Origin of the sequence: Thermobifida halotolerans (assembly GCF_003574835.2) — a bacterium.
GTDB lineage: Bacteria > Actinomycetota > Actinomycetes > Streptosporangiales > Streptosporangiaceae > Thermobifida > Thermobifida halotolerans.
Genome location: NZ_CP063196.1, coordinates 5049443 through 5065627 on the forward strand (window position 1 = coordinate 5049443; position 16185 = coordinate 5065627).

The window sequence follows — 16185 nt, forward strand, 5'->3', positions numbered from 1 at the left end:
TCACTCGGCACGGTGTCCCTCCTCGTTCGGCGCGGGGGCGGACGTGGACCCGGAACCACCGAGCAGCACGTCCCGGAACAGGTCCGTCAGGCTCTGGGGGCCGGTGTCGGCCGGGGACGCGTCGGTGGAGCCGACGGTTTCGGGCGGGGAGGGCGCCGCGTCGGGCGCGGGCTCCTCACCGGTCCCCTCCTCGGCGAAGCGCCGACTGTCCGGGACGAACTCGATGTCGATGAGCCACTGGTACTCCTCGTCGCCCATCCAGCTCTCCAGCGGCACCCGCCGGACGGAGTGGATGACAAACGTGCGGTCCCGCTTGAGCAGCAGTTGGTTCTCCCCGGTCAGCGGGGTGACGTTGAGAGCCGGATAGCCCTGGGGCACGCGGACGGTGAAGTAGACGGAGTGGTAACCGGGCGTGTCGGGGCCGACGTCGACCAGGAGGTAGCCCGCGTCGGAGCGGACGGTGCCCGCAAGTGCCTCGACCGACGCGGGATCGTCGGGGTCGGCGCCCAGCCAGTACAGGATGTCCGTCTCCGTGCCGTGGTGGACGACGAGGGGTTGGGGAGTCCGGCGGGAGCCGATGGCGCCGTCCAACCGCTCCACGGACGCCGGGAAACGGGAATCCCTGGAGTTGGTCATTCCTCGGCGCAGGTCCTCGTCGACGCTGCTCAGGTTCTCGGAGAGGTAGTCCCTGATCGCGACTTCCTGGAGGGAGGACAGGTCCGGGGTCCTCCCGGCGGAGTCGTCGAGCAGGAGGTTCCTCAGATCCCAGGAACCGCTCCCCGCTCCCACCGAGGTGATCGGCATGTTCTCCGACAGCCACCGGAAGGCGTCCTCCGGGTCGGTGAACCGCAGGGACTCGGCGGTGTCCGCGCCGTCGGACTCGTCCCGGTCGCCCTCCCAGGCCTGTGCCGGGGCGATCCGCTCCTCGGTGTTGACGTAGGTGGTGCCGGGCGCGACGTCCCCCGGGTCGGAACGGTAACCGGCGTCGACGTCCCCGAGGGGGGAGGGGGTCCAGGTACCGTCGGGCTCCCAGTCGGCCGGGACGATCTCGGCCTCGATGAACCAGCTCCTCGCCGCCGGGTCCCCCCAGAGCGCGACATCGCGTTCGTAGGCGGCGTGGATGACGAACCTGGTGCCGCGCGGCAGGAGGACCTCGCGTTCCTCGTCGCCGAAGCTGGAGAACGGCATGACGTTCAGCGCGGGATGGCCCTTGGGAACGCGCAGCGCCATGAAGACCTCGCGCTCCACGGCGGCCGTGGAGCCGATCGAGGTCGACAGGTAGTTGCCGTCGCTGAAGGTGCGGCCGACGAGCCCCTGCACGGACTGGGGGTCGTCCGGGTCCGACACGCCGAGACGGGCGAGGTAGTCCCTGTTCACGCCGCGGTGCAGGACCACCGGTTCCGGCGCGGGCGAGGCGGCGATCGCCCCGTCCAGTCCGTCCAGGAGCGCGCGGAAGTGGGCCGGGTCGGAGACGGAACCGCCGCGCAGACCCTGGTTCACCAGAGCGTCGCCCCCGTAGGTGTAGTTCCGGACGGCCAGTTCCTGCCGCACCGTCAGTTGACGGTTGCTCCCCGCAGTCCCGGCCCCCCGGTCGGAGGCGGGCAGCGGCGTCAGGTGCTGGTAGGCCCATTCGACACCCTCGTGGTCGCTGGCGAAGCGGACCGCGCCGTGGTCCATGCCCACACCGCCGGGCTCGTCGGGGGCGCCCTGCCACGGCTGGGGCGGGGGGATCTGGAGGTCGAACGAGACCACGTCCGAGGCCGCGCCTTCGTTGTCCAGGTGGATGTCGAAGACGGGGAAGGCGAAGAGGTCGTGGCCGGTGGTGGGTGGGGTGGTGTTGGTGGTGCGGGCCTGGAGGGTGTCGAGGTCGTGGTCGGCGCGGGCGGCTTCCTGGCGGAGTTGGGCGGCGCGGTGGAGGCCGTTCTGGTAGTCGGGGTGGGTTTCGTTCCAGTTGTTGCGGGTGCGTTGGGTTTCGAGTTCGGTTTCGAAGCGGACGAGGTCGGCGTGGGCCTGGGCGGCGCGTTGGCGGGCCTGTTCGAGGGTCTGGTCGGTGGTGTCGGGGGCGGGTGCGGTGTCGCTGAGGGTGGCGGGAGGAACGAACGCGGTGAAGATCTGGGGCCCGTCGTTGCCGCTCCGCTGTTGCGCGGGATTCTCTCCGGCGAGGTCCAGGTATTCCTGGGTGCGCTCGTCCGCGTGATCGCGGGCCTGGGCGGCGAGGTCCTCCAGAGCCGGGGCCTCGCGGGAGTAGGCGGAGGTGGTGGTGTCCGCGTTGACGGCGAGCATGTGGAGAAGAGCTGCCTCCCGCTCGGCCGAGACCGCCCGCCGGTAGGAGTTGACAAGATGCGGGGACGCCCCCGGGGCCGGGGAAGGGCCGATGCGGACTGCGGGATCGCCGGTGGGAACCAGACCGAGACTGTGGGCCAGGGCCACCGCGTAGCGGCGGTAGGCGGCCCTGTGCCGATCGGCCTGGCGCGGGTTGTTTTGGGAGTACAGGGCGTCGGCGAGTGCGCGGGTTTCGGCCAGTGCCGCGGCCAGGTAGTCGCGGACCCTTCCGTTGGTCTGGCTACGGGAGCGGGCGGCGAGGTCGTTGAGCGCGGCGGCTTCGTCGGGCGGGAGGGAGAGGGCGCCGGTGCGCGCGTTGTCGACGAGGGCTTCGAGGAGAGTCGCCTCCCACTCGGCTCTCCTGATCTCCCGGTGGCTGCGGGAGAGAAGCTGAAGCGCGGGGTCCGGGGCGGGGCCGAGGCGGTTGGCGGGGTCGACGTCAAAGGTCAGGTCGAGGGTGTGGGCCAAGGCCAGGGCCAGGCTGCGGTAGTCGGCCTGGGCTTGGCGGGACGCTTCCCGGTGCCGGTGGACCGTCTCCTGGTGCTGGTTGAGTACGCTCCGGTCGCTTCGGGAGGCAAGAGCGGTCTGGTAGGCGGCATCGGCTTCCCGCCAGGCCGCGTTTTCGGTGTCGAGGTGTTGGCGGGTTTCGGTCAGTGCCTGGGTGAGGTGGGTTCGGAGGGTTTGGGTGCCTTCGGTGTGGAGGGTGTCGGCTTGGGCGCGGAGTTGTTCGGCTTCGGCGCGCAGCCATGCGGCTTCGTGGGGGAAGCCGGTGGTGTCGGCGTTGTCGGCCCACAGGTCGTGTTCGGCGGCGCTGTCGCGGAGTCGGGCGGCGTCGGTGAGTGTTCCGACTGCTTGGAGGCGCTGTTTGGTGGGCAGAGCGCGCAGGTCGGGCAGGTTGGGGTGGATGCGGGGGGTGTGGGGGGTGCCGAGGGCTTCGGCCTGGATGCGGGCGTGGTGGTGGTGGCTGCGGATGTAGTGGTCGAGTCGGGTGGTCAGTTCGGTGTGCTGGGGGGTGTCGGGGGTGAGGGCGGCGATCCGCTGGCGCAGGTCGTCGATGGTGTGGCGGTAGCGGGCGAGGAGTTGTCCGCGCTGTTCCGCGGTGGTCGGTTCGGGGGTTGGGGCGGTCTCGTCGGGGGTGTAGGCGGGGGGTGTGTCCTCCGGTGCGGGGATGTCGTCGTCGGCGGCGAGGAACGCGGTGACGGCGTCGGGGGTGGTCAGAGGGGCGAGGATGTGGGTCGCCAACTCGGTGTAGGTATTGAGGAGTTGGTCGCTCAGGCCGAGTCGCCCTTGCAGGAACACGATGTTGGCGCGTGCGAGGTTGACGTTCCAGGCGTGGAGCGCGTCGTCCTGGGAGGGGATGGCGTTCAGGAGGAACACCCGTTCCGTCCAGAATCTGAGTCCGTCGGTCAGGTTCTGGTTCAGGGTGGTCTCGGCGGTGTGGAGGTCGCGCACTTCGGCGGCGGCGTCGGTGCTGGACAGGTCGGTGGTGGTGACGCCCAGGGCCTTGGCCAGCGCGGCGGCGGTTTCCCCGTTTTGGCTTCTGATCTGCTGGGCCTGGGCGGTCAGGGTCTCGTGTTGGCCGCGGAGTTCCTCGGCGCGGGCGAAGTACTCCTGGGCTTGGGTGGTGGCGGTGCGGATGCGGTCGCGTAGTTCGGTGGTCTGCTGGTCGCGGTCGGGGCCGGTGTCGGTGGGTTCGGTGTCGCGTTGGCGGGTGAGGGCCTGTTCGCGGGTCTGGTGGTAGTCGGCGCGGGCGTGGTGGGCGCGGGCCTGGTCGCGCAGGCGGGTGTAGGTGTTCTCCAGGTCCTGGGCTTGCTGGAGCAGGGGGGTGCGGGCGGCGGTGTCGGTTTCGGGAATCCGGGCGAGTTCGGCGTGGACGCGGGCGAGCGAGGCGAGTGTGTGGTCGGCTTCGGTCGCGTGGTTTCGGGCTTGGTCGCGCAGTTCGGTGGCCTGGGCGCGGGCCTCGTCGATGAGGGTGTCGTAGTCGGGGGTGGCGGCGGTGCGGCCGGGGTAGGCGGGCGGGGCGTCGTCGGTGGTGTCGTTTTCGAGGTCGGCGAGTTCTTCTTCCAGGGCCTCGCGCAGCCGCAACTGCTCGTCGGCGCGGGTGAGGAAGTCCTGGGAGTCCCGCAGCGCCGCATCGGCTCGCCGCTGCAGGTCGATGACCCCGTCGTTGCTGGTGGCCAGGGTGCGGGTACGCCTGCCGATGTTCCGGACGAGGCCGCTGATCTCCGCGCGTACCCGCTCCAGGTCCTGGTAGGCGGGACCGCGGCCCGCTTCGAGGGGGGCCGTGTCGGTGTGGACGGACTGGGCGGCGTGGAGTTGGGCGTTCAGCGCGTGCCAGGCGCGGGCACGTTCGGCGACGGTCAGGTAGGCGTCGCGCAGTGAGATCCGGTCGTTGCCGGGGGAGGCGGACTCCGGGGCTCTCGTGGTCTCACGCGGTGCCGGGGGTGCCAGGTCGACGCTGCCTTCGAGCAGTTCCCGTTCGGCGCGTTGCGGTGTGTCGGCGTCTCCTCCGGCCGGTTCCGGGTTGGTGTAGCCCAGGAGCTCGGCGAGCTGCCGGGCGTGGTCGAGGTAGTCGCGCAGTGGGGCGTGGCCGCTGTCGGCGGAGGCCTGGTCGGTCAGCACCTCGCGCACCGCGTTTTCGAGGTGGCTGCGGTGGGTGGCGGGGTCGGGCGCGGCGGGCAGGTGGCCCAGCGCGAAGCGGCTGTAGTCGCGGACCATGGCCGCGGCCGGTTCCCAGCCTGGGGGGAGGTCTTGGGAGGAGGAACGTGCCTGTTCGATGAGGGTGTCGATGTCGGACAGGACCTGATCGGCGTTCCGCTCGGGAGCGGCGAGGGCCACGCGGACCAGACTGGCCGCGTCCCGCAGGGCCTGGAGGGCCGGAGGCAGCGGGCTTTCCATCTCCTCGGGGCTGGCCACGATCACCTGGATGTCGGGGATGTCGAAGACGGGGAAGGCGGAGAGGTCGTGGCCGGTGGTGGTGGGTGGGGTGGTGTTGGTGGTGCGGGCCTGGAGGGTGTTGAGGTCGTGGTCGGCGCGGGCGGCTTCCTGGCGGAGTTGGGCGGCGCGGTGGAGGCCGTTCTGGTAGTCGGGGTGGGTTTCGTTCCAGTTGTTGCGGGTGCGTTGGGTTTCGAGTTCGGTTTCGAAGCGGACGAGGTCGGCGTGGGCCTGGGCGGCGCGTTGGCGGGCCTGTTCGAGGGTCTGGTCGGTGGTGCCGGGGGCGGGTGCGGTGCCGCCGAGGGTGGCGGGAGGCACGAACGCGGTGAAGATCTGGGGCCCGTCGTTGCCGCTCCGCTGTTGCGCGGGATTCTCTCCGGCGAGGTCCAGGTATTCCTGGGTGCGCTCGTCCGCGTGATCGCGGGCCTGGGCGGCGAGGTCGTTGAGCGCGGCGGCTTCGTCGGGCGGGAGGGGGAAGCGGCCGGTACGTACGGTGTCGGCGAGGACTTCGAGGAGGGCGGCCTCCGCGTTGGCGCCGACCGCCTGCTGGTGGATGACGCGGACGTCGACAGGTGCGTTCTCGGTGTCTCTCCCCGCGTCCGGGATCCGGGTGAGGAGCGGACTCTGAGGGTCGGGAGTCAGGTAGAGGGCGTGGGCGAGAGCCACCGCGTGGCGACGGTAGTCGCTCCAGGCTCTGCGGCTCGCGACGTGGTCGCCCCGGGAGACAGCGGCGTCGACGCGGGCGCGGGCGTCGCCCATCGCCGCGACCAGGTAGTCGCGGACCGCGGTGTCCGCGTGATGGCGGAGGTGGTGGGCGGTACCGTCCAGCGAGGCGGCCAGGTCGGGGTAGGGGAAGGTGTCGGTGTTCGCCATGTCGGCGAGGGCGTGGAGAAGGGATCCCTCCCAATCCGCCTGGAGCGCCCGGTAATGGGCGGCGTGGAGGTCGGAGGGCGCGCTCGGAGGCGGGGGCGGGCCGATGCGGAAGGTGAGGTCGGGGACGGGGCGCAGCCCGAAGGCATGGGCGAGGGCCAGAGCGTGGTGCCGGTAGTCGGTCCAGGCTTCGTGGATCACGTCCTGGTCGCCTCGGGAGGTCGCGACGCTGAGCACGGTGTGGGTTTCGACCAGTGCCGCGGCCAGGTAGTCGCGGACCCTTCTGTCGGCGTGGGCGCGGGCTTGGACGGCGAGATCGTTCAGCCTCGGGGCCTCGCGGGAGTAGGCGGCGGTGGTGGTGTCCGCGCTGGCGGCGAGCATGTGGAGGAGAGCGGCTTCTTGCTCGGCCGCGACAGCCCGCTGGTGGAGGGAGACAAGAGACGGGAGCGTCTCCGGGGACGGGGGCGGGCCGACGCGGGTCGCGGGATCGCCGACGGGGGCCAGTCCGAGGGCGTGGGCCAGAGCCACCGCGTAGTGGCGGTAGTCGACCATGTGCCGATGCGCTTGGCCCTCGTTGTTCTGGGAGCGCAGGTTCTCGAAGCGCTCGCGGGTCTCGGCCAGTGCCACGGTGAGGTAGTCGCGGACCCTTCCGTCGGTCCAGGTACGGGCACGGGCGGCGAGGTCGTCGAGTGCGGCGGTCTCCTCGGGGAGGGAAAGGTCGCCGGTGCGTACGGCGTCGGCGAGGGCCTCGAGGAGAGCGGCCTCCCGTTCGGACCTTGTGACCTGCCGATAGGCCCGGAAGAGGGACCGGAGTGTGCGGTCCGGGACGGGACCGAGGCGGGCTGCGGGATTGCTGGCGGGGGTTAGGTCGAGGGTTTCGGCCAGGGCGAGGGCCAGGGCGCGGTGGTCGGCCCCGGCTTGGCGGATCGCGTCCCGGTGCCGGATGACCGTTTGCTGGTGTCCGTCGAGTACGGCCTGGTCGCTTCCGGAACGCTGGGCGTCTTCGTAGGCGGTGTTGGCTTCCCGAAGAGCCGCGTGTTCGGCGTCGACGCGTTGGCGGATTCGGGTCAGGGCTTGGGTGAGGTGGGTTCGGAGGGTTTGGGTGCCTTCGGTGTGGAGTGTGTCGGCTTGGGCGCGGAGTTGTTCGGCTTCGGTGCGCAGCCATGCGGCTTCGTGGGGGAAGCCGGTGGTGTCGGCGTTGTGGGCCCAGGTGTCGTGTTCGGCGGCGCTGTCGCGGAGTCGGGCGGCGTCGGTGAGTGTTCCGACTGCTTGGAGGCGCTGTTTGGTGGGCAGAGCGCGCAGATCGGGGAGGGAGGGACGGATGTGGGGGGTGTGGGGGGTGCCCAGGGCTTCGGCCTGGGTGCGGGCGAGGTGGTGGTGGGTGCGGGTGTGGTAGTCGAGTTGGGCGTTCAGTTCGGTGCGTTGGCGGTGGGGGGTGTCGGGGTCGAGGGCGGCGATCTGGTGGCGCAGGTGGTCGATGGTGTGGCGGGTGCGGGCCAGGTCGCGGCCGCGCTGCTCCACGGTCATCGACTCGCGGGGCGGGACTGCCCCGCCGGGGGTGTACGCGGGTGGGGGGGTGTACGCGGGGGGTGCGTTCACCGGTGCGGTGCTGTCGGGATCGGGTGCGTTGAGGAACGCGTCGGTGGCGTCGGGGGTGGTGAGCGGGGCGAGGATGTGGGTCGCCAACTGGGTGTAGGCGCTGGTGAGGAGGGCGCTCAGGTTGAGCCGTCTCTCCAGGAACTGGAGATTGGCCTGCGCGAGGTTGACGTCCCAGGTGTGGAGGTCGTCCCTGGAGGGGGCGCTGTACAGCTCGAACAGTTGGCCCTGCCAGTATTCGAGCTGCTGGTCCAGGTGCTGGCGCAGTTCGGCTTCGGCGGTGTGCAGGTCGCGCACCTGGAAGGCGGCGTCGGTGCTGGACAGGTCGGTGGTGGTGACGCCGAGGTCTTGGGCCAGCGCGGCGGCGGTTTCCCCGTTTTGGTCCCTGGCTGTCTGGATCTGGGCGGTCAGGGTCTCGTACTCGTCGCGGAGTTCCTCGGCGCGGGTGAAGTACCGTCCAGCTCTTTCGGTGGCGGTCCGGATGTGGTCGCGCAGGATGGTGGTCTGCTGGTCGCGGTCGGGTCCGGTGTCGGTGGGTTCGGTGTCGCGTTGGCGGGTGAGGGCCTGTTCGCGGGTCTGGTGGTAGTCGGCGCGGGCGTGGTGGGCGCGGGCCTGGTCGCGCAGGCGGGTGTAGGTGTTCTCCAGGTCCTGGGCTTGCTGGAGCAGGGGGGTGCGGGCGGCGGTGTCGGTTTCGGGAATCCGGGCGAGTTCGGCGTGGACGCGGGCGAGCGAGGCGAGCGCGGTGTCGGCCTGGTCCTGGTGGTCGCGGGCCTGGTCGCGGAGTGCGGTGGCCTGTTCGCGGGCCTCGTCGATGAGGGTGGTGTAGTCGGGGGTGGGAGCGGTGCGGTCGTCGTCGGTGGTGTCGTTTTCGACGTCGGCGAGTTCCTCCTGGTAGGCCTCTGCCAGGCGCCGCTGCTCCTCGGCGCGGGCCAGGAAGCCCTGGGAGTCCCGCAACGCCGCGTCGGCCTCCCGCTGGAGGTTGGCGATCTCGTTGTTGCTGGTGATGAGGGAGCGGGCGCGGTCCTCGACTCTCAGAGTGAGGGTCCTGGCCTCGGTTCTCGCCTGGTCGAGGCTCTCCTCGCGGCGGCTGTGGAACACCTCGAGGCCGGCCGTTTCGGTGTGGGCGGACTGGGCGGCGTGGAGTTGGGCGTCCAGCGTGTGCCAGGCACGGGCGTGTTCGGCGGCGGTCAGGTAGGCGTCGCGCAGCGGGGACGCCGGAGGTGCCAGGTTCCGGTCGCCCTCGGCCAGGTCCCGGTCGGTGTGTCGCGGTCGGTCGGGTTCGCCTTCGGCCGGTTCCCGGTTGGTGTAGCCCAGCAGTTCGGCGAGTTGTCGGGCGTGGTCCAGGTAGTTGTCCAGCAGGGCCCGGCCGTTGTCGGGGGAGGCCGACTCCGGTGCGGCCATGGCCCCGAGCGTCGACTCCGCGAAGAGATCCCCCTGAACATCGGGATCGGTCGAGGTCGGCACGTGGTGCAGGACGAAGCGGCTGTGGTCGCGCAGCATCTGCGCGCCCAGTTCCCAGGCGCGGGCCTGGTCGGCGGGAAGGTCCCGCGAGGCGGGGCGTGCCTGTTCGATGCGGGCGTCGACCTCTGACAGGACCTGGTCGACGTCCCGTTCGGGGGAGAAGAAGGCCGTGTGAACCAGGTCGGTGGCGTCCCGGAGAGCCTGGAAGGCCGGGGGCAGCGGGCTCCCCGTCCCCGCGGAGGTGCCCGCCTCCTCACGGGTGCCCGCGACCGTCTGGGCGTCGCCGGCATCGGTGTGGATGTCGAAGACGGGGAAGGCGGTGAGGTCGTGGCCGGTGGTGGGCGGGGCGGTGTCGGTGTGGCGGGCCTGGGTGGTGGTGAGGTCGTCGTCGGCGCGGGCGGCCTCCCGGCGGAGGCGGGCGGCCTGCCAGAGGTCTTCCTGGTGGGTGAGGGGGGATTCGTTCCAGTCGTTGCGGGCGTATCGCTCCCGGAGTTCGGTTTCGAAGCGGACGAGGTCGGCGTGGGCCTGGGCGGCGCGTTGACGGGCCTGTTCGAGGACCGGGTCGGCGGTGGTGCCGGGTGCGGGGGCGGTGCCACCGAGGGTGACGGGAGGCACGAACGCGGTGAAGATCTGCGGGTTGTTCCACCCGGCGGGCGAGCCCTGACCGTCCTCGGTGTCGGAGGCGTCGGTCATCTCGACGTCGTCCTGGTCATCCTCCGTGTCGGAGGCGTCGGTCATCTCGACGTCGTCCCGGTCATCCCCCGTGTCGGAGACGTCGGTCATCTCGACGTCGTCCCGGTCATCCCCCGTGTCGGAGACGTCGGTCATCTCGACGTCCCGGCCGTCTCCGGTGGAGTCGTCGACCATGGCCGAGGTGGCACCGGCCATGTAGCGCTGGACCGCTTCGTCGGCCTGGCCGCGGGCGGTTCGGGCCAGGTCGCGCAGGGTGGACGCTTCGTCGGGCAGGGGGACGGTCCCGGCGGCCACGGCGTTGGCGAGGGCCTGGAGGAGGGCGGCCTCCTGTTCGGCGCGGACCGCCTCCTGGTGGGCGGCGTGGAGGTCGGGTGCCTCGGCCGGGTCGGGAACCCGTGCCAGCACCGGGTTGCCGACGGCCGGCCGCAGGCCGAGGGCGTCGGCGAGAGCCAGTGCGTGGCCGCGGTAGAGAGTCAGGTGCTGGTCGGCCGCGGCCCTGAGACGCGGCTCGGTGGTTGTGTGCTGCTCGCGTCTGCGCAGCAGGGACCCGGCGTGTTCGCGTGCCTCGGCCATCGCCGCCACGAGGCGGTCCCGGGTTGTGCGGGAACCCGGGTCGGGAAGCGGCTGTTCCTGGAGTGTCCGGGCGGTGGTGCGGAGCCGTTCGGCTTCGGCGCGCAGCCATTCGGCGTCGCGGGGGAAGCCGGTGCTGTCCGCGTTGTGGGCCCACAGGTCGTGTTCGGCGGCCTCCTCGCGGAGCCGGGTGACGGTGTGCAGGGTGTGGATGGCATGGAGATGCTGTTCCGGGGGCAGGCTCTCCAGGTCGAAGGGCGGGGTCTGCGGTTCGGGGCGGGTGGGGGCGGTTCCCAGGGCCTGGGCCTGGATGCGGGCGTGGTGGTGGTAGTTGCGGGTGTAGTAGTCGAGTCGGGCGTCCAGTTCGACGCGTTGGCGGCGGGTGGCCTCGGGGCCGAGGGCGGCGATCCGCTGACGCAGGAGGTCGATGGTGTGGCGGGTACGGGCGAGGAACCGGCCGCGCTGCTCCACGGCCGTCGACTCGCGGGTCGGGACGGACTCACCGGTGGGGTACGCGGGCGGGGGGGAGTACGCGGGAGGTGCGTCCACCCGTCTGCGGGGTTCGGCGGTGGGCGGGTTGAGGAACATACTGATCGCGTCGTGGCCGGTCATCGGGCTGAGGATGTGGGCCACCAACTGGGTGTAGGCGTTGGTGATGTGGCGGCTCTGTTCGAGCCGCCTCTCCAGGAACTCGACGTTGGCCCGTGCGACCGACAGGCTCCAGGAGCGGTGGCGGTCCCCGACAGGGCCGTCGCTGAGTTCGAACACGCGGGACTGCCAGTATTCGAGGAGATCCCGCACGGTCTGGCGCCGGGAGAGTTCGACGTTGCGCAGGTCGCGCAGTTCGGTGGCGGCGTCGAGGCTGAGGGGGTCGGCGGCGGTGACGTCGAGGGCCCGGGCCAGGTGGGCCGCGGCCTGCTCGCTCCGGTCCCTGGCTGTCTGGATCTGGGCGGTCAGGGTGTCGTACTCGTCGCGCAGTTGCTCGGCGCGGGTGAAGTACCGCCCAGCTCTTTCGGTGGCGGCCTGGAGGCGGTCGCGCAGGATGGTGGTCTGCTGGTCGCGGTCGGGGACGGTGTCGGCGGGTGCGGTGTCGCGTTGGCGGGTGAGGGCCTGTTCGCGGGCCTGGTGGTAGTCGGCGCGGGCGTGCAGGGCGCGCGCCTGGCCGCGCAGATGGGCGTGGTGGCTCTCCAACCGTTGGACCACCCAGAGCAGGCCGTTGCGGGTGGCGGTGTCGGTTTCGGGGGTGTCCGTGAGCTGGGCCTGGGCGCGGGCGAGTGAGGCGAGTGTGTGGTCGGCTTCGGTCGCGTGGTTTCGGGCTTGGTCGCGGAGTTCGGTGGCCTGTTCGCGGGCCTCGTCGATGAGGGTGTCGTAGTCGGGGGTGGCGGTGGTGCGGTCGTCGTCGGTGTCGGTGGTGTTTTCGAGGTCGGCGAGTTCCTCCTGGTAGGCCTCTGCCAGGCGCCGCTGCTCCTCGGCGAGGGCCAGGAAGTCCTGCGACTCCCGCCACGCCGCGTCGGCCCGCTCCTGGACCTCGGCGATCTGGTCGTTGTTCTGTTTGAAGCGGTCGCCGCTTCTCCTGATCACGGTGAAGCGCTCGTTGAGAGTGCGGCGCCTCCTCTCCAGCCTCTGGTGTTCGAGGTCGCGGCCCGAGTGGAGACCGGTCGTCTCGGTGCGGACGGCCCCGGCGGCCCGGAGTCGGGCGTCCAGCGTGTGCCAGGTGCGGGCGCTTTCGGCCACGCGGGTGTAGGCATGCCGTATCCGAGAGATCGGCGGCGCCAGATCGGCGTTGCCCTCGACCAGCTCCAGGCTGGTGTAGCCCAGCAGTTCGGCGAGCTGTCGGGCGTGGTCGAGGTAGTCGCGCAGCAGGGCCCGGCCGTTGTCGGGGGAGGCCGACTCCGGTGCGGCCAGGACCTCGCGTATCGCGTTTCCGAGACGGTTCCGGTGGTCGGCGGAATCGGTCGCGGCGGACAGGTGCTGTAGGGCGAAGCGGCTGTAGTCGCGGACCATGGCCGCGCCCAGCTCCCAGGCGCGGGCCTGGTCAGGAGGAAGATCCTGGGAGGCGGGGCGTGCCCGCTCGATGAGGGCGTCGATCTCGGCGAGCGCGTCGCGGATCCGGTCCGGATCGTTCTGGGCCGGGGGGAGGTTCGCGCGGATGATGTCGGCCGTCTCCTGGAGAGTCGTGAGAGCCGGGGGGGCGCTCGGCCGCTCCAGGATGACCGTGGGCACTGTCGACACGTCGGAGGTGTCGGACATGGCGTCGTCGTCCATGCCGAAGTTCTGGTAGACGGAGGACCAGTGGGCCTCGTTCCGCTCCTCGCGGTCGATCCGCGCGCGCAGGAGCGCGATCTCGGTGTCCGTGCCGTGCCCGCCCAGGTCCGGGTGCGCGTTCGCGGAGGCGGTGGCGTCCTGCCCGTCCGGTCGCAGGAGCGTGAGCAGCGTCCGCAGGCGTGCCAGGGACTGCCGGGAGTTGGACAGGTTCTCGAAGGCCGCGCGTTCCCCGTCCTCAGCGTCGTCGCCGGGAGGGGAGAAGCCGGGGTCGGCGTCGGGCGGGGTGACGTTCAGCTCGGACAGTAGGTCGCTGATCTGGCTGTCGCCCATCCCGACCGCTACCTCGGCGGCGAGCCAGCTCTCGCCGGCTTCCTCGAACGCGGCGACCATCTCGTTGAGGTGCTGTTCCATCCGGCCTATGGCGTCGGGAGACTCCGGCCACGCGGAGTCGGACTGCTCGTCCTGCCGTGAGAACGGCTGGTCGGCGGCGAACCTGCCGGATACGGAGCGGTAGTGGGCCAGCAGTTCCCGGATCCGCTGGCGCTCCTCCCCGATCTCCCTCTCGAGGGTCGCCTCCGCGGTGTCGTATCCGTTGTCGCGGACCAGCCCGTGCAGTGTCTCCAACAGGGCCAGGGACTCGTGGGCGCCGGTGAGTTCGTCGAAGACCCGGCGTGTGTTCGGCGGGTCGTCGGGGTGGGGGACCTGGTGGTTCGCAGGTGCGTAGCGGTGCGGGACGGCCCCCAGGGCCTCCAGGGCGCCGCGCGCGTGGCCGCGGGCGGTCGCGTACCGCTCCTCGGCCTCCCGCGCGTGGTCGCGGTACTCCTCGAACATCGCGAAGACCTGTTCGCGGTTCTCCTGGGCCACGGTGCGGATCTGGATGTCGAAGACGGGGAAGGCGAAGAGGTCGTGGCCGGTGGTGGTGGGTGGGGTGGTGTTGGTGGTGCGGGCCTGGAGGGTGTTGAGGTCGTGGTCGGCGCGGGCGGCTTCCTGGCGGAGTTGGGCGGCGCGGTGGAGGCCGTTCTGGTAGTCGGGGTGGGTTTCGTTCCAGTTGTTGCGGGTGCGTTGGGTTTCGAGTTCGGTTTCGAAGCGGACGAGGTCGGCGTGGGCCTGGGCGGCGCGTTGGCGGGCCTGTTCGAGGGTCTGGTCGGTGGTGCCGGGGGCGGGTGCGGTGTCGCTGAGGGTGGCGGGAGGCACGAACGCGGTGAAGATCTGCGGGTTGTTCCACCCGGCGGAACCCTGGCCGTCCTCGGTGTTGGAGACGTCGGTCATCTCGACGTCCTGGTCGTCCCCGGTGGCGGTGTTGGAGACGTCGGTCATCTCGACGTCCTGGTCACCCCCGGTGTTGGGGGCGGGGAGGCCGCCGGTCAGGTAGTGCTGAGTTGCTTCGTCGGCTTGGCGGCGGGCGATTTGGGCCAGGTCGCGCAGGGTGGATGCCTCGTTGGCCAGGGGGACGGTCCCGGCGGCCACGGCGTCGGCGAGGGCCTGGAGGAGGGCGGCTTCCTGTTCGGCGCGGACCGCCTGCTGGTGGGCGGCGTGGGCCGCGGGGTTGTTGTCCGGGGCGGGGCCGAGGCGGTCGGTGGGATCGCCGACGGGGGGCAGGTCGAGGGCTTGGGCCAGATCCAGGGCCAGGGCGCGGTAGTCGGCCTCGGCTTGGTGGACCTCGGCGGTGTTGTTCTGGGCGAGCAGTGCGGTGGCGCGTTCGCGGGTCTCGGTCAGTGCCTGGGTGAGGTGGGTTCGGAGGGCCTGGGTGACTTCGGTGTGGAGTGTGTGGGCGTGGGTGTCTCCGGTGTTGGGGGCGGGGGTGTTGGGGGCGGGGAGGCCGCCGGTCAGGTAGTGCTGAGTTGCTTCGTCGGCTTGGCGGCGGGCGATTTGGGCCAGGTCGCGCAGGGTGGATGCCTCGTTGGCCAGGGGGACGGTCCCGGCGGCCACGGCGTCGGCGAGGGCCTGGAGGAGGGCGGCTTCCTGTTCGGCGCGGACCGCCTGCTGGTGGGCGGCGTGGGCCGCGGGGTTGTTGTCCGGGGCGGGGCCGAGGCGGTCGGTGGGATCGCCGACGGGGGGCAGGTCGAGGGTTTCGGCCAGATCCAGGGCCAGGGTGCGGTAGTCGGCCTCGGCTTGGTGGACCTCGGCGGTGTTGTTCTGGGCGAGCAGTGCGGTGGCGCGTTCGCGGGTCTCGGTCAGGGCTTGGGTGAGGTGGGTTCGGAGGGTTTGGGTGCCTTCGGTGTGGAGTGTGTCGGCTTGGGCGCGGAGTTGTTCGGCTTCGGTGCGCAGCCATGCGGCTTCGTGGGGGAAGCCGGTGGTGTCGGCGTTGTCGGCCCACAGGTCGTGTTCGGCGGCGCTGTCGCGGAGTCGGGCGGCGTCGGTGAGTGTGTCGATTGCTTGGAGGCGCTGTTTGGGGAGGAGGGCGCGCAGGTCGGGGAGGGCGGGACGGATGTGGGGGGTGTGGGTGGTGCCCAGGGCTTCGGCCTGGGCGCGGGCGTAGTAGTGGTGGTTGCGGATGTGGTACTCGAGTTGGGAGGTCAGTTCGGTGCGTTGGCGGTGGGGGGTGTCGGGGTCGAGGGCGGCGATCTGGTGGCGCAGGTGGTCGATGGTGTGGCGGGTGCGGGCCAGGTCGCGGCCGCGCTGCTCCACGGTCATCGACTCGCGGGGCGGGACGGACTCCTCGGGGGTGTAGGCGGGTGGGGGAGTGTCCACCGGTGCGGTGCTGTCGGGGGAGGGGTCGGTGAGGAACGCGGTGATCGCGTCGGGGGTGGTGAGCGGGGCGAGGATGTGGGTCGCCAACTGGGTGTAGGCGTCGGTGATGTTGCCGCTCAGGTTGAGCCGTCCTTCCAGGAACTGGAGATTGGCCTGAGCGAGGTTGACGTCCCAGGTGTGGAGACTGTCCTGGGAGGGGGCGCTATACAGTTCGAACAGTCGTTCTGTCCAGAACCTGAGTTGGTCGGTCAGGCTCTGGCGCAGTTCGATTTCGCTGGCGTGGAGGTCGCGCACCTGGAAGGCGGCGTCGGTGCTGGACAGGTCGGCGGTGGTGACGCCGAGGTCCCGGGCCAGGTTGATCGCGATCTGCCTGCTTGCGTCCCTGGCCGTCTGGATCCGGGCGGTCAGGGTCTCGTACTGGCTTCGGAGTTCCTCGGCGCGGGCGAGGTGCTGCTCGGCCTCGGCGGTGGCGGTCCGGATGTGGTCGCGCAGGATGGTGATCTGCTGGTCGCGGTCGGGTCCGGTGTCGGTGGGAGTGGTGTCGCGTTGGCGGGTGAGGGCCTGTTCGCGGGTCTGGTGGTAGTCGGCGCGGGCGTGGTGGGCGCGGGCCTGGTCGCGCAGGCGGGTGTAGGTGTTCTCCAGGTCCTGGGCTTGCTGGAGCAGGGGGGTGCGGGCGGCGGTGTCGGTTTCGGGAATCCGGGCGAGTTCGGCCTGGACGCGGGCGAGCGAGGCGAGTGTGTGGTCGGCTTCGGTCGCGTGGTTTCGGGCTTGGTCGCGGAGTTC

1 protein-coding gene (running past one end of the window) is annotated in these 16185 nt (G+C 71.3%); it reads right to left on the minus strand.

Features of this window, described 5'->3' with window-relative positions; all coding sequences use genetic code 11:
• Window positions 1-16185, minus strand: the end of a protein-coding gene (locus NI17_RS22565) for an ADP-ribosyltransferase (protein WP_279395510.1). 20862 nt of this gene lie beyond the right edge of the window; 16185 of the gene's 37047 nt are visible here — the last part of the coding sequence; the start codon falls outside the window, past its right edge; its stop codon occupies window positions 1-3.